Here is a 23,336-nt window from a genome sequence, read left to right as displayed (position 1 = left end):
CAGGCGGCTGCCCGGAGCATGGATAGAACCCGTCAGGAACATGCTTCGCCGTTCCAAAACAGGCGTGCAATAAACAAAAAACGACAGGGCGCGGACGCCCCGCCGGCGTTACCGGTCGAGGACGGACCGCAGCTCGACGATGTTGGAGCGCACCTGCAACAGGTTGAAGCCCATCGTTGCCAGGTGCGAGGGGAAGAAGGCGCTGGATTCGTTGCCGTTGGAGATGATCCAGGGTTGCACGTTGAGCGAGGCGCGCAACTGACCTTCCATGCGCGTCCACAGCGCCGTCAGGTTGCGCTCCGCGATGATGGCGGCGAAGTCCGAGCGGGTGGCGACGAGAATGCCGTAATAGGCATAGAGCTGGCCGTAGGCGAACCAGAAGCGGTCGTCGGCGCGCAGGTCGAACCAGCCGGCGTCGGAAACCTCGATGCGCTGGCGCAGGATGTCCGAAGTCGAGCCGATGTCGCCGGCGATGCGGTCGAGGAACTGCATCAGGTTGTCGGCGCGGGCGTCGAAGGTGGCCTGGCACCTCTCGAGGCTGGTGTTGAAATTGCGCAGATTGGTGATGGCCTCGCGGTAGACGCTGGGGGTCGGGCGGGTAGGGCCACGCCAGCCGATGTACCAGGCGGTCTCGCTCCAGGCCAGGTTGGTGCGGGCATTCTGCAGGTTCTGGTCGATCTGCGAGGTGCCGCGCACGCGGCCGAGCGTGTCGACCAGCTCGGTGGTGGTGCGGCGCATGACCTGGTTGATGCCGAGCTGGAAGGCCGCCTTGTTGTCGAAGAAAGGGGTGTTGCGCCACTCGATGCCGAACAGGCCGAGCTTGGACAGCACCATGGAGGAAATCCAGGCGTTCTGGTTGACGTTGAAGTCGATCAGGTCGGCGGAGGTGCCGGCAATGGCGGAAGGCTTGCAGGTCGGCTCGGGTTCGCCGGCGACGGTGGCGGAAATGGCGTCCGGCGTGACGGGGTCGCCGGCCCCGGTGCTCTCGCGCGCCTGGGCGAGGGAGGCCGGGTAGTCCGGGTTGAAGCCGGTCCAGAACTGGGTGACGTAGAAGAAGTAGCCGTACATGACCACGATGATGGCCAGGATCGCGCCCACAACCGCCTTCAGGATCAGGCCACGCTGGCCATACCAGCGCCCGACCCACATGAACGGCCACAGGACGATGCCGACGAGAAAGCCGATGCCCCGGCCGATCCACTGGAAAATCCGGGTGATGAAGTTCACGATCGGATCAAGCATGCTGCGTCACTTTCTGCCCTGGAGTGTTCGGCTTGTCCCACAACCGCGGAAGCGCCCCATCTTCCTGATTTGACGCAACCGTCGGTAAGAAAACCAGCATCTGGAGCCCCTGTGGCGCACTCGATCACGCGTACCGCATATGGACAGATATGCGTTTTTGGCAGTCTCGACAACATGGTAGCGGAATGCAGATGCCGCGCGCCCTCGCGGACGCGCGGCACCGGTTGCGGACAGCGGTGGGCACGGGAGCGCCGCGCGTCGTTCCGCATATGCGAAGGACGCTCCAGCGCTGTGATCGACCGGCCGTGACCGGGCGGCGCACGCTCAGCGTATGTTGCCGTCCGGACGCGGGGTCGTGCCGGTCTCGGAAGGCAGCACCGGCACGGTGACCGCCGGCGGCGTTCCGGTCAGCGATTCCAGGAAGGCGACGATCTGATCGGCCTCGGTGTCGGTCAGTTCCTCGCCGAGCTGCGAATCCGCCATGATCTGCACCGCGGTCTTCAGGTTCCACACCTTGCCGGTGTGGAAATAGGGTGCGGTCAGCGCCACGTTGCGCAGCGGCGAAGCCCGGAAGACATAGGAATCGTCGACGGTCTGGGTCACTTCGAAGCGACCCTTGTCGCCTTCCGGCAGGATCTCGGCGCCCGGCTTTTCGATCAGGCCGAACGGATAGTAGCCGTTGCCGCCGACATTGACGCCGCTGTGGCAGGCGGCGCAGCCCTTGTCCATGAACAGGGCCAGGCCGAGCTTCTGGTCGGAGGTCAGGGCATCGTCATCGCCCTCGAGGAAGGCATCGAAGGGGGCGGGCGTGTTCAGCGTCGTCTCAAAGGCTTCGATCGCCTTGGCCAGGTTGTCGAAGCTGACCTTGTCGCTGTCGTCGGGAAATGCCTTGCCGAAGCCGTCGACATAGCCCGGCATCGAATTCAGCGTGGCGATCACCTGGTCGGGCGTGTTGGCCATTTCGACGCTGGCCTGGATCGGGCCCTTGGCCTGCTCCTTCAGGTCTTCGGCGCGGCCGTCCCAGAACTGGGCGATGTTGAACACCGAGTTGAAGACGGTGGGGGAGTTGCGCGGCCCCTTCTGCCAGCCATGGCCGATCGAGGTTTCGAGATTGTCGTCGCCGCCGGTCGCCAGATTGTGGCAGGAATAGCAGGAGAAGACCCCCGAGGCCGACAGGCGCGGATCGAAGAACAGCATCTTGCCGAGCTCGATCTTCTCGGGCGTGATCTTGTTGCCCGGAAGTTCCGGAGCGGTTTTCGGCAACGGCTCGAAAATGCCGAGCGCCTCCTCGCGCAAGGCGGTGTCATCGGCGGCGAAGGCCGCCGATGACATGGCCGCGAGGCTGGCCGTGAGCAATACCCTCAACATGGATTCTCTCCATCTGGTTGGTGTTTCGGGTAGTGTCGCCCGCTGCGGGCACAGGGCCTTGATCCAGGTCAAGAACCGGCTGGAAGGATTGGGGAGATGGAGCGATTGAGCGCCTCGGCGCGCTTCAAGGATCAGTCGGTCAGGCCGTAGAGGCGGGCGCGGAAGGCGGCCTTGTCCTTGAGATATGCGGTTTTCAGCACGTCAACGACGTGGGCGCGCCAGTTCTGGGTGAAGTCCTCATAATCGGCATAGAAGCCCTGCTTGTTGAAGACGTAGCGCGACACGAAGTCCGAGGGCACGAAATCCGAGATCAGGCGGTTGGTGAGCCATGCGTCGGGATGGCCGGGCCTTGCCCGCACCACGAGGAAGCGCTGGTTCGGCGGCACCTCGTCAATGCGCAACTGGCCGAGTTGGTTGATCTCGCGCTTGGCGGCGTTGAGGAAAGGAAAATTGCCATCCTTGTTGATGCGCTCGGCATTGTTGTGGATCCAGGTCTGGAGCCAGACCTTGTCCACGTTCGACAGGTTGCGGTCGGGCTCGGCCTTGCGGATCAGGTCGCGCACAACCATTTCGGCCCGGTGTTCCAGATAGCCGGAAGATTCGATCCAGGAGGCACGCGGCAGTTCCAGGCGGCCGGTCTCGGCAAGGAAGCGGAACACGCGGTCGGCATCGAAGATCGAAAGATAGCTGACCTGCCATGGCCGCGAACGGCGGAAGCCCGGCGCGGACGGATCGCAGATCACCGTGGTCGTATCCCGGTCGATGAACACGTAGAGGCCGCCGAAATGGCTGGTCCAGTAGGCGTTGTGGCGGAAGATCACCTGGTCGGGCACCAGCGCGTTCTCTCGGATGTCGCCGCACACCTTGGCAAGCTCGACCATGCGGTTGAGCATGTCGTCGTCGCGCCAGGCGTCGGGCTCCTGCTTCAGCCGGTCGACCAGCTTGCCGAGTTCCGCCGCCTTGCCGAGCACGTCCTCTGCCGACAGCACGCGGAACTCCACCTGGTTGATCGACAGCAGGTCCTCGATGTCCTCGACCATGGAGACCGAATCGTCGATCTCGCCGTAGATCACGTCCTTGATGGTGAGCGCGTTGATGGCCCGCTGGTTGCGGCTCATGAACTCGAACATCAGTTGCGAAGTGTTTGAAAACGCGGTGTGAACCACGGGCAGGTCGATCTGCGCCGGCGTGAGGATGATGAAGCGCCGATTGACGCCGTTGGGGTCGAGATAGGACAGGTCGCCCAGCTCCTCGGCGATCTGCGGCGAGAAGCCGGTGCGGTCGATCTCGAAGGATTGCAGGTCGGTGGGCGGCAGGCCGAACGCCTTCAGCGCCTTGTTGTAGCGCTCGATCAGATGCGGCTCGTCCACCGTCAGCAGGCGGCCGTAGATCAGCGCGCTGTCGCGCAGCAGGGGGAAGCGGGAGGGCATCAGCTTTGCCTCTTCGTCTTTCCCCACCCGCGTAGAAAGAGGAGTGTCAACGCGGACGAACCCCTCTCCCCGCATGCGGGGAGAGGGTAAGGGTGAGGGGCATGTTGAAGATGCAGGTGAGGGGCGACGCTACTTGTCACGATGCGGTCTCCCGGTAATTCGGAGCGGCGATGAAGCGCAGGTTCGCGGTAACAACCGGATCAAGCCTTCGCTCCAGCGCCGCGAGGATGGTATCGAGCACGGCGTCTCGTTGCAAAAGCGCATCGGTGTTCCAGAACCGCAGCACTGACCATCCTTCATGGACCAGGAAATTGTCCCGCAGCCGGTCGTATTCGCTGCCGATGTGCTGGCTGCCGTCCACTTCGACCACCAGATGGCTCTCCCGGCAGGCAAAGTCGGCGAAATACGGGCCGATGGGAAGCTGGCGGGTGAATTTTGCGCCTGCAAGCCGGCGGCCCTTCAGATCGGACCACAAAGCGCGTTCAGCGTCATTATCGGTCTTGCGCAGCGAGCGGGCGCGCTCGGTTCGCAAGCCATTGGGGCCGCGCATGACGATGCCCCTCACCCTTACCCTCTCCCCGTGAAGAACGGGGAGAGGGGGGCTTCGACGTTGGCAAACTCTTCGGCTGGCGGAATTCCTCTAGGCATTCCACAGCCCCTTCTTCTTCAGTTCCTCCATCTCGCGGGCGGCGCGTTCGCGCAGGCGGGCGTCGCGCAGGAGCTTGTCCACCGCCGAGTCATCGGACTTGTCGGCGTAGCGGAATTCGGAATCGGCGTAGCGGTTGATCTCCTGCATTACCATGTCGAGCGAGAACGGCCCGCGCAGCTCCTCGATCATGACCTTCTTGTCATCGTAGGGCTTGTGCATGAAGGTCTCGGGCTTCTCGAACCACTCGTCCGGCAGTTCGATGTCCATGGCGCGCATCTTGATCGCGTCGGTGACGTTCTTGATGGCGCGGCCGGTGAAGCGGGGCTCCGCCTCCTTGATGCGATGCAGGTAGTCGCCGATGTCGGCCAGCGTCTTGGGCTCGCCGTTCTCCTTCAGGTAGCGCTCATAGACCCGCGCTAGCCCGTCTTCCTGCGGCCGGGCATGGCCCTCATAGGCTTCCGCCACCGCGCGCTGGATTTCCTGCGCGGCGTAAAGCTCATGCTCGCCCAGCGGGATTTTGTGATTCTTTCCAGCGAGTAGCACGAAGATGTCAATGTAATCCGCGCGCGTCTGCGGCCCGTCCACCAGCCAGCGCGCGCCGGCCCGCTGGCGCAGCGCGTCGTCGACATTCTCGGGATAGTTGGAGAACATGCCGAAGGAGCAGTTGCCGCGCACGACGGTGGCCGCGCCCGCGAAGGCGTCCATCAGCACGCCGGTGATTTCCTGCTGGCCGGCCGAGGCGCGGTCGTCGGAGCGCCTGGCCGCCACCTGATCGATGTCGTCGATGGTGCCGAAGCCGATGGCGCGCGGGTTGAGCACGTTGTTGATGAACTGGCGGCAGTTCTGGCCGGACTTGCCCTGATAGGAGGAGATCTGGTCGACGCCGAAATTCTCGTAGATGAATGGGTAGCCGGCGATCTGGCAATAATCGTTGACGAGGCCGGCGATCATCTGGATCAGGGTCGTCTTGCCGGTGCCGGGCGCGCCGTCGCCGATGAAGGTGAACAGGAAGCCGCCCAGTTCGACGAACGGGTTCAGTTCCCGGTCGAAATCATAGGCCATCAGCATCTTGGCGAGCTTGACCGACTGGTATTTGGCGATGTGGTTGCCGACCACTTCCTCCGGCTTCTTGAAGGTCATGACCAGCGGCTTGGCGCGCTTGCCGGGCGCCACGTCGAAACCGTCGAGGGTGAAATCGTCGGCATCGATGCGGATGTGACTGCTCTCGAACGGCCCGAGCGTGCCGTCCAGCCGACCCTTGCGTTGCAGGAGCCCGTCGATGGCGACACGGGCGAAAGAGCGGGCGCGCGTCATCAGGTCGGCGTCGTCCTTCGCGCCGGTGAGCGCCCGGTCGAGCCCGGCCACGATCGACTTCACCGCATCCTGCGGCGAATCGAACAGGAAATCGGGCTCGGCGATGTCGTTCGGGGCCTCGCCGTCGCTGTCGATCAACTGGTAGAGATAGGCGGCGAAGCTGAACGCCGCGATGTAGGCGGAGGACGACAAGAGCTTCTTGAAGCGCGCGGCATCGTCGCCCTGCAAGGGCGAGCGGGCGTTCTGGGCTTGCAGGCCCTCAAGGTCGGAGCCCTGCGCGAACACCTCGGCGATGGCCAGCGCCACGGCAATGCCGCGCCGCGCGCGATAGAGCAGCGTGTGCTGGGGAATGGACAGCAACTGGTCGTCGGGGTGGACCGCGCCGACGGTCTTGACCAGCTCCACCTCGCGCGTGCGGCGCACGGAGCCGGTGGAGACCGTTGAGACGAAGCGGCGGTTGGTGCCGGCCAGCGCCGTGCCGCCGGCATGGGCCGGGTCCTCCAGCACCACGATGCGGGTGATGAAGCTCTGCGCCGTGGCGCGGTGCTTCTCGATGGTTGCTTCGGGAATGGCGGTCAGGCCGGTGTCCATAGCGTTCCCCGTCGTTTGATGCGCAGGCATGGCCCCTCACCCTTACCCTCTCCCCGTGAACGGGGAGAGGGGGATTTCAGCGTTGCGGACAACCTCCTTCTTCCCGCTTGCGGGGAGAAGGTGCCGGCAGGCGGATGAGGGGCAGCGCCGACGCTGGACAAGATTGCTTTAGACATCGCTGATCACCTGTCCGTTGGACAGTATATGAACCTTGTAGCCCGCGAAGATTTTCTGCGTCTCGCCGGCGGCGTAGAGCGCCTGATAGGCCTCGTGCGGCACCAGCGCATGGTTCTCGTAGGCCGACACGCCCTGGCGCGTGGCTTCGAGATCGTCGGTGTCGATGTGGAATTCCTGCGTCGTCTTGGAACTGGAGAACAGCCCGCGACGGCCCGGCTTCTCGCCCTTGGAAAACACCTCCTGCACCGTCCAGGTCAGCAGCCAGGCGTTGTCCGGCTTGCGCACGCGCTCCAGCACCTCGTTGACGACCGAATTGTTCTCGGTGATGCCGGCCGAATAGAACGGCCCCAGCACGACGCGGCGCAACTGCTTGGGGTGCAGCGTCTCGAAATCCTTGTCGAGATTGCTGGCGATGGTGATCGGCGACAGCGAATAGGCCGAGTTGCGCTCGGTGAAATCGTCGAACCGGTGCGCCAGCTCGGGATTGAGCAACCCGTCGACGGGCAGGGGGATTTCCACCTTGCCGTTCAGCTTGCGGTTCTTGTCGACCAGTTGCCGCACCATCGGATCGGAGGAATCCTCCACCGTCGCCATGTAGACCAGCGGCAGGTTGGCGGCGCCGTCGAAGCTTGCCCAATGGACGAGATAGTAGGGCAGGCCGGATTTCGGGTTGACCGAGACCTTGACGGTCTGGGCGAGCGTGAACGGCCCGAAGGTCTCCTTGCTTTCCACATCCTCCAGATAGAGGCGCTCGGCCATGGAGCGCTGCAACGCTTCCGGGAATTCCTTGTTGCGCAGGATGAAATCGGCCATCTCCTGCCGCAGCTCGTTGGCCTGCGGGATGGTGGCGAGGCGCGACTCGGCCTGGCGGCGGTCGTTCTCTAGCTCCAGCACGTTCTGGAACACCGGAAAGCCGCTTTCGGCGCGGGAGATGCGGAAGCTCTCCTGGAAGCCCAGCCGGTTGCGCCAGCAGGAAAAGGATTTTTCCAGCCGGGCGATATATTCGGCCACCACGGAAGCGATGATGTCGTGCCGGTAGAGCGGCGAGCGATCATCGCGCAGGAACACCTCCAGCCCGTTCAGCGCCGCCGCGATGGAGGAGAAATAGCGTGCGGCGGCGTCGGTCTCGGCGTTCATGTAAGGCCCTGTCCTATGCCTTTGTTCCGCCCTATGCCTTCACATAGTCCGCGGCATTGTGCTTGCGCAGCACGTCATCGAAGCGGCGGGCGAAGGCGTCGTCGGCCAGCTTCTTGCGGCGCTGGATGTCGGCCGTCGCCACCATGTTCTTCTCGTGCAGTTCGAGCAGGTCGCCGATGTGCTTCTGCGCCGCAGCCCCGATGCCGGCCATGGTCTCCTCGGCCGTGGTGTCGACGCGGGAGCCCAGCGTGTTGATCTTGTGGGCGACGTCCTGCTGGGCGGCCGTCTTCAGCGAATCCTCCAGCGCCTTGTAGAGCACGATGCGCTGCTCGGTATCGATGGTCAGCTTGTTGATCAGCGTCGCCTGCGCCGCGATCTGGTTGTTGAGCGAATCGACGAAGGTCTGGAACATGGAGGTGTAGCGCTCCAGCGTCTGGCTCTCGGCCAGCAGTTCCTGTTCCTTGGCCTGCTTCTCGTTGTACTCGGTCGCCAGCTTCGAGCGTTCACCCTCCAGTTCGGTGCGCTCGGTCTGGTTGGTGGAGGCGGCGATGCGGTTCTCGATGTCGAGCAGCAGCGGGTTCAGTTCCTCGATGCGCTTTTGCGTGGCGGTGAGGTTCTCGATGGTCGCCTTGCGGCGCTCGATCACCGTGGACAGGCTGGCCTCCGAGGTCTTGTAGCGCTGGTCGAGCACTTCCCTCTGCGCCTTCAGGATGCCGACGATAGTGTCCGACTTGGTCAGCAGTTCCTGCAGATTGCCGGCCAGCGACATGTTGCGCACGCGCTCCGAGCGCATGCGCTGCTGGCGCTGGCGCGAGAAGATGCCGACGAATTTTTCCCAGCCCGAGTAGTTCTTCATGCTCTCGAACTCGGTGCCGAAGACGTTGGTGGCGTCCTCCAGCCCGATGATGAGGTCGGCGATATTGGCTTCCATCACCTTCTGCTGGTTGAGCACGTCCTGGATACGGGCGTTCTCGATGTCGAAATTGGCGTCGCCGATGGTCTTGTCGGCCTGGGCCAGGGTCTCGAGCACGGAGCCGGACTGCTCGATGCGGGAACGCATGTCCTCGACGGCCTGCTTCGTCTTCGCAATCTCGGCGTCGAAATTCTGCAGTGTCGCCATTCGGCCCTCCGGCGTTGAAAGGTGCATTCGCGTTTTGCGAGCGGCGAATATAGGCAGGGGCCTTTCCCATGGAAAGGCGCAAGGCGGCCGATTCCACGAAAAAACAGGGCCTTGCGCCGTGAAGCCGAAGGGCACGCGCATGAAAACGCCCGCCTGCGGCTGGCGCGAGGCGGGCGAGAGCGGACGGTTATGACCGCTTTGCGCCTGGAGCATCGGACCGAAAAGCGTACGCGGTTTTCGGGTTATTCCGATGCTCAATCAAAGTGGTAGAGCGCCCATTGTGCGTCCGAACGGGCGCACGGCGCTCTAGGAGGCGGCGGCGGGTCGGGCCGGGCGGGCCTGCGGGCGCGGCTTCTTGGCCGGGCCGGCAATCAGGCCTTCGCGAATGGCGAGCTTGCGGGCCGCCTTGCGCGAACGGCGCACGGCTTCGGCCTTTTCACGGCCGCGACGCTCGGAAGGTTTCTCATAGGCGCGGCGCGCCTTCATCTCGCGGAAAATGCCTTCGCGCTGCAATTTCTTTTTGAGGACCCGGAGGGCCTGGTCGACATTGTTGTCACGAACAAGAACCTGCAATGAACTTCCTTCTTTCTGTAGATGTTGAAACGGATGGGATCGGATAAAATCCGGCGGGCACGATGCCGCGCAACATCCCGGCGAATTGCTTCTATATAGGATGAAATCGGCAATTGTGAACATTTCTGCCGATTTATTGCCGGTTGTGTGGAAAGCGCATGTGCCGCGCCGCCCCGCCGCGCTCCCGTGCCGGTGGCGATGCATGTCGTGGATCGGCCAAAGAGCGGCGTTAGCGGCAATGTGTTAGTGCTTGAATGCAAACGAGAATAATGTTTGGCTTGAATAAATCATAACCGCGGGCCTTCCGGCGCCGCATGCAAGCCAGAAATGGGAGAAGGCAATGCCCAGCTTGAAATCAATCGCGGTTTCGCTCGCCCTGACGGCGGCCGTCAGCACGGGTGCGCTCGCCGCGGAACCGGAAAGCTGCAAGACCGTCCGCTTCGCCGATGTCGGCTGGACCGACATCACCGCAACCACCGCCACCGCCTCGGTGGTGCTGGAGGCGCTCGGCTACCAGACCGACGTGCAGGTCCTGTCGGTGCCCGTCACCTATACCTCGCTCAAGAGCAAGGACATCGACGTCTTCCTCGGCAACTGGATGCCGACCATGGAGGCCGACATCAAGCCCTATCTGGAGGACAGCTCGGTCGAGAACGTGGTGACCAACCTCGAAGGCGCGAAATACACGCTGGCCGTGCCCACCTACACCTATGAGGCGGGACTGAAGAGCTTCCAGGACATCGCCAAGTTCAAGGACAAGCTCGGCAACAAGATCTACGGCATCGAAGCCGGCAATGACGGCAACCGGCTGATCCTCGACATGATCGCCGACAACAAGTTCGATCTCGGCGGCTTCGAACTGGTGGAAAGCTCCGAGGCGGGCATGCTCGCCGCCGTGCAGAAGGCTGTGCCTTCCAAGCAGGACATGGTGTTCCTCGGCTGGGAGCCGCACCCGATGAACGCCAATATCGACATGAAATATCTGGAAGGTGGGGACGATGTGTTCGGGCCGAACTATGGCGGCGCCACGGTGCTCACCAATGTGCGGGCGGGCTACACCACCGAATGTCCGAACATGGGCGCCTTCCTGAAGAACCTCGTCTTCTCGCTGGAGATGGAAAACGAGATCATGGGCGCGATCCTCAATGACGGGGCCGAGCCCAAGGCGGCTGCCACCGCATGGCTCAAGGCCAATCCCGACACCATCACCCCCTGGTTGGAGGGCGTGACCACGTTCGACGGAGGCGATGCCTCCGCTGCGGTGAAGTCGGCCCTGGGCCTTTGAACGCGGCAGGCCGCATATCGGACGGCGACGGCGGACGATCCCGGGCGGTCGGCCGCCGTCGCCCTGTCCGCAATTGCGGGAGGCAGGGGCGTTTCCGCATTTCGACGTAGGGCGGAAACGTTCCGGGGCATCGGGCCGAAAGTGGACTCCGGTTTTCGGTATCTTCCGGTGCATGGCAATGAAGACCCGAAGCGCGACGCGCCAATCCGGAAGATCGCGGCGCCTTCGCAGACAGAAACGAGAGGGACGCAATGGATCCGGTCTCGGCATTGATCGCCAGTTTCAAGATTCCAATCGGGCAGTGGGGCAGGTCGTTCTTCACCTTCCTCACCACCAATTTCGAGTGGTTCTTCGATGCGATCGCCGACGGCGTGACCTGGGTCCTGCAAGGGCTCATCGACCTGCTTCTGTGGGTGCCGCCGGTGATCGTGGTGCTTTTGATCGCCGCGCTCGCCTGGTGGCTGCAACGCTCGTGGAAGCTGGCGCTGGCCGTGGCGCTCGGCCTCGGCTTCATCATCAACCAGGGCCTGTGGAAGGACACGGTGGAGACGCTGGTCCTCGTGGTCGGCGCCACCGCCGCCTCCATGGCCATAGGCGTGCCGGTCGGCATCTGGGCGGCGCACAACGAACGCGGCTACCGCATCCTGCAACCCATCCTCGACCTGATGCAGACCATGCCGACCTTCGTCTATCTGATCCCGGTGCTCATCCTGTTCGGCCTCGGCATCGCGCCGGGCCTCATCGTCACCGTCATCTTCGCCTCGCCGGCGCCCATCCGCCTTACCTATCTCGGCATCACCTCGGTGCCGAAGCCGATGATCGAGGCAGGCGAGGCGTTCGGCGCCACCAGGCGCCAGCTCCTGTGGAAGGTGGAGCTTCCGGCGGCCTTGCCCACCATCATGGCCGGGCTGACGCAGTGCATCATGCTGTCCCTGTCGATGGTGGTGATCGCCGCCCTGATCGGCGCCAACGGCCTCGGCAAGCCGGTGGTGCGGGCCCTGAACTCGGTCAACATTCCGCTTGGCCTCGAAGCCGGCCTCGCCATCGTCATCGTGGCCATCATTCTCGACCGCATGAGCCGCGTCAGGACAGGAGCCGCCCGATGACCATCGCCGTCGATTTCCGCAACGTCGATATCGTCTTCGGCAAGGATACCAGGCGCGCCCTCGAAATGATCGACAAGGGCGCCTCGCGCGACCAGATCCTGGCGGAGACCGGCGCCGTGCTCGGCTGCGCGGGCGCCAATCTCACCGTCAAGGAAGGCGACATATCGGTTCTGATGGGGCTTTCGGGCTCGGGAAAGTCCACGCTGCTGCGCGCCGTCAACCGGCTGAACGTCGTCAGCCGGGGCGGGGTCATGGTGCATGACGGGGACCGCATGGTCAATGTCGTCACCTGCGACGACGCCACCTTGCGCCGCCTGCGCCAGAAACAGGTGGCCATGGTGTTCCAGCAGTTCGGCCTGCTGCCCTGGCGCACGGTGGAGGAGAATGTCGGCTTCGGGCTGGAACTCGCCGGCGTGCCCGACGCGGAGCGGCGCGAGCGCGTCGCGCGCCAGCTCAAGCTGGTCGGGCTCGACCAGTGGGCGAAGAAATATGCGCATGAACTGTCCGGTGGCATGCAACAGCGCGTGGGGTTGGCGCGCGCCTTCGCCACCGAGGCGCCGATCCTTCTGATGGACGAGCCGTTCTCGGCGCTCGATCCGCTGATCCGCACCAAGCTTCAGGACGAGCTGCTCCAGCTCCAGGAGAAGCTGAAGAAGACGATCATCTTCGTCTCCCACGATCTGGAGGAGGCGCTGAAGATCGGCACCAGCATCACCATCATGGAAGGCGGGCGCATCGTGCAGACCGGCGCGCCGGAGGACATCGTGCTCCAGCCGGCCAACGAATATGTGCGCGACTTCATCGCCAACGTGAACCCGCTGTCGGTGCTGACGGCGTGGAACGTGATGCGCATGAAGAACGAGCTGGAACACGATGCCGACGGCTGGGTCTGGCTCGACCGGCGCGCCACCACCCGCTTCAAGCTGGACGACCAGGACCTTGTGGTCGCCGCCGAGCGCAACGGCCAGCCGGCCGACTGGGTGTCGTGCACCGATGTGGAGCGACTGCCGGAAGGCGGCTCGCAGGTGTTCTGGGCCACGCCCGGCACCTCGTTGAAGACCGTGATGCTGGCCATGCACCGCTCGCAGACCGCACCGGTGGCGCTGTTCGACGAGCAGTCGCGCTTCGTCGGCTCGATCGGCATACGCGACGTGCTGAACGCGGTTCTGCGGCGGTAGCAGCCGCTTCGCGCCAAATCCCGTTCGCGTCATCCCGGAGGCCGCAGCGAAGCGGAGGCTATCCGGGATCCATTCCGGAACCCTGCAAGGTCACGGCATGGATACCGGCTCGCGGTCGCTACGCTCCCTTGGCCGGTATGACGAAACGGGGGGCAGGGCCATCCGCCCCGGATTCCGGGATACCGTGGCGCGCCTATGGTGACGATGCCCAGAACTTTTCACGCCTCGTCGGAAACGGCCCCTCATCCCCCTGCCGGGACCTTCTCTCCGCTTGCGGGGAGAGGGTAAGGGTAAGGGCGATTCAGGGCAAAGATGAAAGCCTACCGCCCTTCGCGGTACCACATGCCGCCCAGCGCCAGCAGCAGCAGGCCGAGGCCGAGGAAGCCGCCGAACAGGGGCACGCTGCTGACCGATTTCAGCACGCTGTCCTCGGTGTTGCGCAGGCCGATCCAGTCGCCGCCGGAGGCTTCTCCCGATGCGCGCACCGGCACGACCGAGGGCAGGTTGACGCCGCCCGGGTCGGAGCCGGCCAGCCGGCGCACGCTGCCGCCAACCGCCTCGGCCGCCGGTTTCAGCTTGTCGGTGGTCGAAACCACGTCGGCGAATTCCGGGGCGTTCACCGGGCCGACATGGGCAAGCGTGGACAACTCGCCATTGGTGATTTGGTAGAGGCCGATCTCGTCGGTCTCGATGCTGCCGGTGAAGATGCCGGGCTCGGATTGCGCAAGCCGCACCTGCACCTTCTTGCCCGATGGCGTGGTGACTTCCGCGGGGCCGGGGTCCTCGCTCATCGTCTGGCGGCGGATGTCGAGCGCCATGCCGCGTCCGTCGGCGGTCAGCCGCTCCTCCTCCAGCTCCGGTTCCTTCATCAGCCAGTGGGCCAGCCTGCGATAGAGCTGCACATGCGGGCCGCCGCCCTCGTAGCCGCGCGCCCACAACCAGCCCTGGTCGGACAGCAGCATGCCGACCCGGCCTTCGCCCTTGCGGTCGAGCAGAAGCAGGGGCTGCTCGTCGGCACCCTTCATCACCACCTCGCCTTGCGGGTCCTCGATGCGTACCGTGCGGAACCACCGGCCCCAGCGCGGCGGCTCGCTGGCCGAACCGTCGAGGCCGCGGGTCACCGGGTGGCGCTGGCCAAGCTCGGTCAGGCGCGGATAGAAGGCCTTGTCGATCACCTCGCCGGTGGGCATGGCCGGCAGGGCGGACATCAGCGGCGTGTTGGCGATGGTGCTGTAGCCGGCATATTCGGGACCGGCGGCGATCAGCAGCGCGCCGCCCTTTTCCACATATTCGGCGATGTAGTCGTAATACAGGATCGGCAGCACGTCGCGGTGCTGGTAGCGGTCGAAGATGATCAGGTCGAACTCGTTGATCTTCTCCACGAACAGTTCGCGGGTGGGGAAGGCGATCAGCGAAAGCTCGTGGATCGGCGTCGAATCCTGCTTTTCCGGCGGGCGCAGGATGGTGAAGTGGACGAGGTCGACCGAGGCGTCGGACTTCAGCAGGTTGCGCCAGGTGCGCTCGCCGGCATGGGGCTCGCCCGAGACCAGCAGCACACGCAAATTCTCGCGGATGCCGTCGACCAGCGCGATGGCGCGGTTGTTGGTGTCGGTGAGCTCGCCTTCCTCGGTGGGAATGGACAGTTCGACGATGTTGCGCCCGGCATTGGGCACGATGATCTCGAGCGGCATTTCCTGGCCGATCAGCGCCTGCTGCGTGCCCACGGTCTCGCCATTGACGGCGATGCGCACATCGACCGACCCCGTTTGCCCGTCGGTCGCGATGACGCGGTAGGTCATGTCGAGCGGCTTGTCGACGAGGCCGAAGCGGGGCGCCTTCTCGAAGCGGACGCGGCGGTCCTTCTCGCCCTCATGGCCGGTGACGAGCGCATGAAGCGGCGCCCCGAACTCGGGCGCGGTGGCGGGCACGTCATGCACCTGCCCGTCGGTGATCATCACCGCGCCGGCGATGCGGGAGTTCGGAACGTCGCGGAAGGCACCTTGCAGCGCCGAGAACAGGCGCGTTTCGGTGCGGTCGCCGGCAGCGGCATCGTTGCGGCCGGTCTCGACCACGCGCACGTCGAACTGGCCGAAGCGGGCGAGGCGCTCCTTCATGCCGGCCAGCGCGGCGTCGGTCTGCTGCTCGCGCTCGCCGATCGACTGGCTCTGGCTGCGGTCCACCACGAGGGCGACGACGCTTTGCAGGGGATCGCGCTCCTCGTCGAGCAGGACGGGGTTGAGGAGGGCGGCGGCAAGCGCCGCCAGCGCCGCGAGCCGCAGGACGGCGCCGCGACGGCGCATCCACAGGCCGGCCAGCGCTAGCAGCGCCAGCGGGATCAGCACCGCCACGAGCATGGGCAGGGAGAGCAGCGGTTCGAAGGACAGCGACCAGTTGTTCATGACATCACCGCTCCAATCCTACTGGCCCAGCCGTTCGAGCAGGATCGGCACATGCACCTGATCGGATTTGTAGTTGCCGGTCAGCATGTACATCATGATGTTGACGCCGCCCCGCAGCGCGTAGATGCGCTGCATCGGGTCCGGCGGCACGGTCGGCAGCAGCGGGCCGCCATCGGCGTCGATGGCCCATGCGCCGGCGAGGTCGTTGGCGGTGATGAGGATCGGCGACACGCCGTCGCCGGTGCGCACCGGCCGGTTGTCGGTGTTGGAGGCGTCGAGCGAGGCTTCCACCCACATCGGGCTGCCGTTGAAGCGGCCGGGAAACTCGGGAAGCATGTAGAAGGACTTGGTCAGCACATGGTCGGCCGGCACGGGCTCGAGCGGCGGCACGTTGAGATTGCCGAGAATGTCGCGCAGGCGCTGGGTGGCGGGGCTGGCCGAACCTTCCCCGAAGCCGCTGGAATACTGGTCGCGCGTGTCGAACAGGACCGTGCCGCCCTGGCGCATATAGGCGTCGATGCGGGCGATGGCGGCCTCGTCCGGCATCGGGCCGGCGGGGTCGATCGGCCAGTAGATCAGCGGGTAGAAGGCCAGTTCGTCCTTGGCGATGTCGACGCCGGCCGGCTCCCCGGGCTCCAGCGCGGTCTTGTCGACGAGGAAGCGGGTCAGGCCCTGAAGGCCGGCGCGGCTGACCGCATCGACGCTGGAAACGCCTGTGATCACATAGGCGAGCCGGGTCGTGGACACGGCCTCGATGGAAATGGCGTCGTCGGGCCTGGCATCGTCCGGGTTGGCATCCTGCGCCAAGGCATTGCCGGCAAGCAGCACGGGCAGGGCGAACAGGACGAACATGGAGGCGGCGGTGGCGGCGTTGCTGCCGCCGCGCGACCGGCGGGCCATGACGCCACCCATCCAGAACACGGCCAGCGTGTCGAGCGCCATCAGCGCCAACGCGGCGGCGATGAGCGGGCCCTTGAGCGGGCTCGATTCATCGAAGGCATAGCTGATCTGCGTCACCGGCACCTGCGCCTGCGGGGGCTGGATCGGCGCAAGCCGGCTTTCGGAGGAAAGCAGGTTGTGGGCCAGCACACCGGCTTCCGAACCGTAGAGACCGGGCGGATTCTCCATCGTCACTGCATTGCGGGCGCCCGGCGTCAGCGGCCGCGCCTCGGGCGAGGGCGGCACCAGCGCGCCGTCGGCGGCGATCATGCGATAGGGGGCGAGCGCTGCGGCCGTGGTGTCGGCGGAAGCCTCGACATTGCCCTGGTTGCGCGACAACTGCACCACGCGTTGCAGCATTTCCACGAAGCTGCCGGAAATCGGCAGGTTGGACCATGTCGCCGTCGGGGCGATGTGGAACAGCACGATTGAGCCCTTGCCCCGCTTGGCGCCCGTCACCAGCGGCGTGCCGTCGGCGAGGCCGGCCCAGGTGCGGTCCACGATGTCGGGCGAGGGCTCGGCCAGCACCTGCCGGCTCACCGTCACCTCGCGCGGCGGGGCGAGGTCGGCGAAGGGGCCGGAGGCGGGGAAGTCCGCCACCGCCTGCGGCGTGGTCCAGGACAGCGCGCCGCCGAAGCTGCGCTCGCCGCTGCGCAACCGTACCGGCAGCAGGTCGTCGCTGCCGGCATTGGCAAGGCGCGGGCCGGCGAAGCGCACCAGCGTGCCGCCGCCCTCGACCCAATCGGTGAGCCTCTGCTGCGCCTGCTCGGGCATGGTGCCGACGTCGGACATGACGATCATGGCCGGCTTCTGGTCGAGGATTTGCGGAATGGCCTCGGCAAGATCGGGGTTGGAGGGCTCGATCAGGTCGGCGAAGGGCGAGAGCGCGCGGCGGATATAGTAGAGCGGCGACAGCAGCGGCTGCGCCTGGTCGGCCTCGGCCTGCGAGATCAGCCCGACGCGGCGGCGCTTGGAGCTTTCGTCCAGCACCCGCACCGCACCGGCGTGATGCTCGCCGTCGAGCGCGATGGAGGCGAAATCGTTGCGCAGTTCGAACGGCACCGTCATCGTCGCCGTCGCCGCATTCTCGCCGGCGTTGAAGATCAGCGCGGCGTCGGCGATGCGGCGCCCCTTGTCGTCGAACGCGCCGGCCGTGAGCCGGGCCGGGGCCGGATTGCCGGGTGCGCGGATCGCCGTCAGCGAAAAGCCGTCCACTTCGTTTTCCGAAGCGGTCAGCGCCACCGGCACGATGCGGTCGGGCGCCGCCCAGACGAGGTTCGCCGCACCGCGTTCGAGCAGCGTCCGGAAGGCCTGCTCGTCGCCCGGCGCTTCCAGCCCGTCGCTCAACACGGCGATGCTGGCGTCGGGCATCGAGGCCAAAGTCTCGGCGACACGGGCATAGACCGCCTGCCGGTCGGTCGGGATCGGCCGCGGCGTGGTCGCGCGCAGCCGGTCCAGCGCGCCGTTGGCGTCGAACGGGCCGATATCGGCATTGGGCTTCTCGGCGGTGAAGGCGATGACCACGGGCAGGTCGGAGGCGCCGGCATCGGCGATCAGGCGCTGCGCGGTGGCGACGCGCTTGTCCCAGTCCGGCGCGGAGGCCCAGCCATTGTCGATGACCAGCGCGAGGCCGGCCCCGCCCGTCGCCATCTTCTCGCGCGGGTTCAGCACCGGTTCGGCCAGCGCCATGATGACGAGCGCGGCCATCAGCAGGCGCAGCAGCGTCAGCCACCACGGGCTTTGCTGCGGCGTTTCCTCGCGCTTGAGGACGCGGGCGAGGATTTTCAGCGGCGGGAACAGTTCCGTCTGCGGCTTGGGCGGCGTGAAACGCAGCAGCCACCAGATCACCGGCAGGGCCAGCAACCCGAACAGCACCATCGGTGCGCCGAAGGAGAGCGGCAGCCAGCTCATGCCGTCCTCCTTGATGTCTGGCGCTCCCGGGAGTTCTTCACGCGCTGCATCTCAGATTCGCGCCCCCATTGGATAGCCGCCCGCCGTGCTGAGGGCCGCATGCAGGCGCACCAGCGCCTCGGAGGCGGGGCGGTCGGTATGGTTGACGGTGAAGCTCCAGTCGTGGCGCTTGGCGTGGGCGGCAAGCTCTTCGCGCCGGGCCACGTAAAGGTGGCGGTAGTCGGCGGCCAGCATCTCGGCGCGGCCGGCGGTCAGCCTGTCGCCGCTTTCGGGATCGGTGAATTCGGTGCGGCCCGCATAGGGGAAGGTTTCCTCGGCCGGGTCGGCCACCTCGATCAGATGGGCGCGCACGCCGTTGCGGGACAGAACGTCCAGCCAGGCGAGCGTTTCTTCCACCGGATCGAGGAAATCGCCGATCAGCACCACGTCGCAGAAGCGGCGGATGCCGGAAAGGTCGGGCCTGTCCGGCAGGGCGGACGCGTGTGCGAGCTGGGAGGCGATGCGCTCGGCGCCGTTGCGGGCGCTGAACGGGTCGGTCAGGCACAGCCAGCCGATGCGCTCGCCGCTGCGCGACAGAAGTTCCGCCGCCGCCAGTGCCAGCACCAGCGCGCGCGCCTGCTTGGAGACGCTGGCGAGCGTCGACTTGTAGAGCATGGAGCCGGACATGTCCGCCCACAACCACACCGTATGCGCGGCTTCCCACTCCCGGTCGCGGATATAGGTGTGATCGTCGCGGGCGGAGCGGCGCCAGTCGATGCGGCTGACGGATTCGCCATCCACATAGGGGCGGAACTGCCAGAAATTCTCGCCGATGCCGCGCTTGCGGCGGCCGTGCCAGCCGGCGGTCACCGTGTTGACGATGCGCCGGGCCTCGATGAGCAGGTCCGGCACCAGGGCCACGCGCTGGCGTGCCCTTGCCAGCGCCTCGCGCGCTTCGGCAGGTGCCTGGAGCTCGCCGATCCTGGGCATCAGATCGCCTTTGCAAGCCTCGCCACGACATCGCGCACGCTCATGCCCTCGGCGCGGGCAGAGAAGGTCAGCGCCATGCGGTGTTGCAGGACAGGCTCGGCCAGTGCCTTCACGTCGTCGACGGAAGGGGCGAGGCGGCCGTCATAGAGGGCGCGGGCGCGGGCGCACAGCGTCAGCGCCTGGCTGGCGCGCGGGCCGGGGCCCCAGGCGACGTCGCGGTCGGTTTCGGTCACGCCCTGGCCGGGGCGGGCCGAGCGCACCAGCTTGAGGATCGCCTCGACCACGCTTTCGGGCACCGGCATGCGGCGGATGAGGGTCTGGATCTCCTTCAGGCGTTCCGGCCCGATGGCGTTCGTGGCCCGGGCCTCGGCGGTGCCGGTCGTCTCCAGCAGGATGCGCCGTTCCGCGTCCAGATCGGGGTAGAGGATGTCGATCTGCATCAGGAAGCGGTCGAGCTGGGCTTCGGGCAGGGGATAGGTGCCTTCCTGCTCCAGCGGGTTCTGCGTCGCCAGCACATGGAAAGGCGCCGGCAGGTCGAAGCGCTGGCCGGCCACGGTGACGTGGTATTCCTGCATGGATTGCAGGAGAGCCGACTGCGTGCGCGGCGAGGCGCGGTTGATCTCGTCGGCCATCAGCAATTGCGCGAAGATGGGGCCGGGAATGAAGCGGAAGGAGCGGCGGCCGTTCTCGTCCTGCTCCATCACCTCGGAGCCCAGTATGTCGGAAGGCATCAGGTCCGGCGTGAACTGGATGCGGCGCGCGTCGAGGCCGAGCACGGTGCCCAGCGTCTCGACCAGCTTGGTCTTGGCCAGACCCGGCACGCCGACCAGCAACGCATGGCCACCGGCCAGAAGCGCCACCAGGGTGCGCTCGACCACGCTTTCCTGGCCGAAGATCACCTTGCCGACGCCCTCGCGCACCCGCGAAATATCGGCCAGCGCCTTTTCGGCCTGGGCGATCATGTCCTTTTCGGTGATCGGGCTTTCGGTGACGATGACGCTCATGGTGCCTCGATCCTTCTTGTCCGGGCCTTATGTAGCGGCGGTTTCCTGCCGCAATGCCGCGACTCGCGGCATTGCATAAAGACTTAAGGAGTCTAAATCACAGGCCAAGGCTGACAAGCGCGACAACAGTGACTATTTCGTGACCATGACCGAAAGCAAGCCAGATCGACAGCAAGGCCTCGCCGCCGCCGCGGATACCGGTGGACTGGAGGCGCTGATCGCGCGCGCCGCCCGCGCCGGCAAAGGGCTGCCGCCGGTGGAACGGTGGAATCCGGACTTCTGCGGCGACCTCGACATGGAGATCCGCGCCGACGGCACCTGGTTCTATCTCGGCACGCCGATCGGCCGGCCGGCGCTGGTGCAACTGTTCTCGACGGTGCTGCGCAAGGACGCGGACGGCCGCACCTATCTGGTGACGCCGGTGGAGAAGGTCGGCATCCGGGTCGTCGACGCGCCGTTCGTGGCCGTCGAGGCGGATGTCTCGAAGCAGGCCGGCCGGCAGGTTGTCACCTTCCGCACCAATGTCGGCGATGTGGTCGAGGCGGGTCCCGATCACCCCATGCGGTTCGTGGAGGAGGACGGCACAGGCGGGCTCAAGCCCTATGTGCTGGTGCGCGGGCGGCTGGAGGCGCTGGTGTCGCGCCCGGTGATGTATCAGCTCGTCGAGCATGGCGAGGAGCTCGAGACGCCGCAGGGGCCGATGTTCGCGCTGCGCTCGCATGGCGAAATCTATCCGATCATGCCGCTCGAACAATTGACGCGGCTGAGCCGATGACCACCATGACCACGATCCCTCCCTTTTCGGCCGAGGCGTTTCGCAGGCGGGCGCGCAGGCAGACGCAGGCCGGCGTGGCCGAGCCGGACTATGGCGACCATCGCTTCAATCCGGATCATCCGCGCCTGAAGCTCAACGGCGTGCGGCTGCGTCCCGCCGCCGTGCTGATCCCGGTGGTCGACCATGGCGACGAGGCCACGGTTCTGCTGACAAAGCGTTCGGAAACCCTGCGCAACCATACCGGCCAGGTAGCCTTTCCGGGCGGGCGCATCGATGCCACCGACCCGACGCCGGAATATGCGGCGCTGCGCGAGACGCAGGAGGAGATCGGCCTGCCGGACAGGTTCATCGATGTGGTGGGGCGCATGCCGGACTATGTTTCCGGCACGGGCTACCGCATCGCGCCGGTGCTTTCGGTGGTGAAGCCCGGCTTCCACCTCACCCTCAACCCGGATGAGGTCGATGCCGCCTTCGAGGTGCCGCTGCGCTTCCTCATGGACCCGGTCAATCACCGGCAGGGCAGCCGCATGTGGAACGATCTCGAATGGGTGTTCTACGAAATGCCCTATGGCGGCCAGCGCATCTGGGGCGTCACCGCCGGCATCATCCGCACCCTTTACGAAAGGCTCTATGCGTGAGCGGGACGGTAAGCATTGCCGGGCGCGGCGACTGGCTGGCCGACGAGCATCTGCAGCGGCTGCTGGCGGTGCTCGGCGAGGGGGACGAACAGGCCCGCATCGCCGGCGGCGCGGTGCGCAACGCGCTTCTCGGCCAGCCGGTGGCGGATGTGGACATCGCCACCACCAACCCGCCGCGCGAGACCATGCGCCGGGCCGAGGCGGCCGGCTTCAAGGCGGTGCCGACCGGTCTTGACCACGGCACGGTCACCATCGTCGCCGGGGGGCGGCCGTTCGAGGTGACGACGCTGCGCGCCGACATCGAAACCGACGGCCGCCATGCGCGCGTCGCCTTCGGGCGCGACTGGAAGGCGGACGCGGAGCGGCGCGACTTCACCATCAACGCGCTCTATGCCGAGGCTGACGGCACGGTCGTCGATCTGGTCGGCGGGCTGGCCGATATCGAGGCGCGGCGGCTGCGTTTCATCGGCGATGCCGAGGCCCGCATCCGTGAGGACTATCTGCGCATATTGCGCTTCTTCCGCTTCTTCGCCTGGTATGGCCATGGGCGGCCGGACGGCGAGGGCCTGAAGGCTTGCGCGCGGCTGAAGGAAGGGCTCGACCGGCTATCGGCCGAACGGGTCTGGGCGGAACTGAAGAAGCTGCTCTCGGCCCCCGATCCGTCGCGCGCCCTGCTGTGGATGCGGCAGGCCGGCGTTCTGTCGCGCATCCTGCCCGAAAGCGAGAAATGGGGAATCGATGCGATCCATGCGCTGGTGCGCGCCGAAGCCGATCTCGGTTGGCCGGCCGACGCCATGCTGCGGCTGGAGGCGATCCTGCCGCCGGATGCCGTGCGCATGAAGGGACTGGCGAAGCGCATGCGCATGTCGCGGACGGAGGCAGACCGTCTGGCGCAGTGGGCTCTGGCGCCCGTCGCCAGGCCCGATACGGGCGAGGGGGCACTTGCCCGCCAGCTCTATGCCGGCGAGGCGCAGGCCATCACGGATCGGCTTCGCCTCGCCCTGTCGGGCGCGCGGGCGCGGGCGGCGGAAGATGACAAGGCGCTGGTGGAGGCCGGCAATTTTGCCCGCCAGCTCGGCTTCGCGCTGAAATGGCGGAAGCCGGAATTTCCGCTCAAGGGATCGGATCTGAAGGGGCTCGGCGCTGCGCCCGGGCCGGAACTCGGTGCCCTGCTCAAGCGCCTCGAGCAGGACTGGATCGCGAGCGGTTTCGCGCTCGGGCGCGACGCGCTTCTGGAGCGCGCGGCCGGCGAGGTCAGGCCGCGTTCCTGACCTTGTCGATGCGCGAGCGGATGGCCTCGATCATCGTTTCGCGGATGATGGTTTCGCCATGGGTCTCGCGCATATGCTCGACGGCACGGCGCATGACTTCCGCTTCCTCCTCGGCGCGGGTGTGCCACTCGCAACCGGGGACGAGCGATCCGCAATGAAATTCCTTCATCGGTTCCTCCTTTACCTGTCTGTCGGGCAACAATAACACATCAGGGCGCGGTTCGATCCCTTTCGTGTTCAAATTTGATCCGCAGCGCCTG

Annotated in this window: 19 protein-coding genes; 6 read left to right on the top strand and 13 right to left on the bottom strand. The window is 65.9% G+C overall.

The genetic code is table 11. From position 1 onward, the window contains the following. Positions 1-108: 108 nt before the first annotated feature. The 8 genes from ACVCNR_RS04845 to rpsU form a co-directional block, all read right to left on the bottom strand. The gene (locus tag ACVCNR_RS04845) at positions 109-1,242 is read right to left on the bottom strand and encodes a DUF2333 family protein (RefSeq protein ID WP_354194256.1); all 1,134 of its coding nucleotides are present in this window, start codon (positions 1,240-1,242) and stop codon (positions 109-111) included. 324 nt (positions 1,243-1,566) lie between these two features. Next, complete coding sequence (locus ACVCNR_RS04840; RefSeq protein WP_354194258.1) at positions 1,567-2,610, bottom strand: cytochrome-c peroxidase; 1,044 nt, start codon at positions 2,608-2,610, stop codon at positions 1,567-1,569. A 131-nt stretch (positions 2,611-2,741) separates the two neighbouring features. Beyond that, positions 2,742-4,040 (bottom strand): DUF6638 family protein, encoded by a 1,299-nt coding sequence (locus ACVCNR_RS04835; RefSeq protein WP_354194260.1) that lies wholly within the window; start codon positions 4,038-4,040, stop codon positions 2,742-2,744. 136 nt (positions 4,041-4,176) lie between these two features. Next, positions 4,177-4,590 carry an endonuclease domain-containing protein gene (locus ACVCNR_RS04830; protein ID WP_447075639.1) on the bottom strand — a complete coding sequence of 138 codons (414 nt, stop codon included), beginning with the start codon at positions 4,588-4,590 and terminating at the stop codon, positions 4,177-4,179. 90 nt (positions 4,591-4,680) lie between these two features. Beyond that, positions 4,681-6,594 (bottom strand): AAA family ATPase, encoded by a 1,914-nt coding sequence (locus tag ACVCNR_RS04825; protein WP_447073983.1) that lies wholly within the window; start codon positions 6,592-6,594, stop codon positions 4,681-4,683. 168 nt (positions 6,595-6,762) lie between these two features. Next, positions 6,763-7,908: a hypothetical protein gene (locus ACVCNR_RS04820; RefSeq protein ID WP_447073982.1), complete on the bottom strand. Its 1,146-nt coding sequence runs from the start codon at positions 7,906-7,908 to the stop codon at positions 6,763-6,765. A 31-nt stretch (positions 7,909-7,939) separates the two neighbouring features. After that, positions 7,940-9,028, bottom strand: a complete 1,089-nt coding sequence (locus ACVCNR_RS04815; protein ID WP_447073981.1) for a hypothetical protein — start codon at positions 9,026-9,028, stop codon at positions 7,940-7,942. A 306-nt stretch (positions 9,029-9,334) separates the two neighbouring features. After that, complete coding sequence (gene rpsU / locus ACVCNR_RS04810) at positions 9,335-9,601, bottom strand: 30S ribosomal protein S21 (RefSeq protein WP_354194302.1); 267 nt, start codon at positions 9,599-9,601, stop codon at positions 9,335-9,337. 340 nt (positions 9,602-9,941) lie between these two features. On the opposite strand from rpsU, the gene ACVCNR_RS04805 reads away from it, so the two are divergent. From ACVCNR_RS04805 to choV, 3 genes are all read left to right on the top strand, one after another. Further along, entirely contained in the window at positions 9,942-10,886 is a 945-nt protein-coding gene (locus ACVCNR_RS04805) for a choline ABC transporter substrate-binding protein (protein ID WP_447073980.1), read from the top strand. A 251-nt stretch (positions 10,887-11,137) separates the two neighbouring features. Next, positions 11,138-11,992, top strand: a complete 855-nt coding sequence (choW, locus tag ACVCNR_RS04800; protein WP_354194270.1) for a choline ABC transporter permease subunit — start codon at positions 11,138-11,140, stop codon at positions 11,990-11,992. Beyond that, positions 11,989-13,170: a choline ABC transporter ATP-binding protein gene (gene choV, locus ACVCNR_RS04795; protein ID WP_447073979.1), complete on the top strand. Its 1,182-nt coding sequence runs from the start codon at positions 11,989-11,991 to the stop codon at positions 13,168-13,170. Before choW ends, choV begins: the two co-directional genes overlap by 4 nt. A 320-nt stretch (positions 13,171-13,490) precedes the next feature. On the opposite strand, the gene ACVCNR_RS04790 is transcribed toward choV, so the two are convergent. The 4 genes from ACVCNR_RS04790 to ACVCNR_RS04775 are packed head-to-tail and all read right to left on the bottom strand — an operon-like array spanning position 13,491 to position 20,392. Beyond that, on the bottom strand, positions 13,491-15,569 hold the full coding sequence (locus tag ACVCNR_RS04790; RefSeq protein ID WP_354198749.1) for a hypothetical protein: 2,079 nt from the start codon (positions 15,567-15,569) through the stop codon (positions 13,491-13,493). An 18-nt stretch (positions 15,570-15,587) separates the two neighbouring features. Then, positions 15,588-18,419 carry a DUF4159 domain-containing protein gene (locus ACVCNR_RS04785; RefSeq protein WP_447073978.1) on the bottom strand — a complete coding sequence of 944 codons (2,832 nt, stop codon included), beginning with the start codon at positions 18,417-18,419 and terminating at the stop codon, positions 15,588-15,590. A 51-nt stretch (positions 18,420-18,470) separates the two neighbouring features. After that, a complete protein-coding gene (locus ACVCNR_RS04780) occupies positions 18,471-19,388 on the bottom strand; it encodes a DUF58 domain-containing protein (protein ID WP_447073977.1) in 918 nt (305 codons plus the stop codon). Beyond that, positions 19,388-20,392 carry an AAA family ATPase gene (locus tag ACVCNR_RS04775; protein ID WP_354198744.1) on the bottom strand — a complete coding sequence of 335 codons (1,005 nt, stop codon included), beginning with the start codon at positions 20,390-20,392 and terminating at the stop codon, positions 19,388-19,390. The genes ACVCNR_RS04780 and ACVCNR_RS04775 overlap by 1 nt, the downstream gene beginning before the upstream one ends. A 145-nt stretch (positions 20,393-20,537) precedes the next feature. Here ACVCNR_RS04775 and ACVCNR_RS04770 point away from each other — a divergent pair, with 145 nt between their 5' ends. From ACVCNR_RS04770 to ACVCNR_RS04760, 3 genes are read left to right on the top strand one after another with little or no spacing between them, the layout of a single operon-like run. Beyond that, entirely contained in the window at positions 20,538-21,167 is a 630-nt protein-coding gene (locus tag ACVCNR_RS04770) for a DUF1285 domain-containing protein (RefSeq protein ID WP_354198757.1), read from the top strand. Then, positions 21,164-21,805 (top strand): CoA pyrophosphatase, encoded by a 642-nt coding sequence (locus tag ACVCNR_RS04765; protein ID WP_447073976.1) that lies wholly within the window; start codon positions 21,164-21,166, stop codon positions 21,803-21,805. Before ACVCNR_RS04770 ends, ACVCNR_RS04765 begins: the two co-directional genes overlap by 4 nt. Further along, positions 21,802-23,076 (top strand): CCA tRNA nucleotidyltransferase, encoded by a 1,275-nt coding sequence (locus ACVCNR_RS04760; RefSeq protein ID WP_447073975.1) that lies wholly within the window; start codon positions 21,802-21,804, stop codon positions 23,074-23,076. The genes ACVCNR_RS04765 and ACVCNR_RS04760 overlap by 4 nt, the downstream gene beginning before the upstream one ends. Here the strand turns inward: ACVCNR_RS04760 and ACVCNR_RS04755 are convergent. Next, a complete protein-coding gene (locus tag ACVCNR_RS04755) occupies positions 23,060-23,245 on the bottom strand; it encodes a DUF1059 domain-containing protein (RefSeq protein ID WP_447073974.1) in 186 nt (61 codons plus the stop codon). The two genes, ACVCNR_RS04760 and ACVCNR_RS04755, sit on opposite strands and share 17 nt — an antisense overlap. Positions 23,246-23,336: the final 91 nt, after the last annotated feature.

This window comes from Aquamicrobium terrae, assembly GCF_052978165.1.
This window is presented reverse-complemented; position numbering and strand designations above follow the sequence as displayed.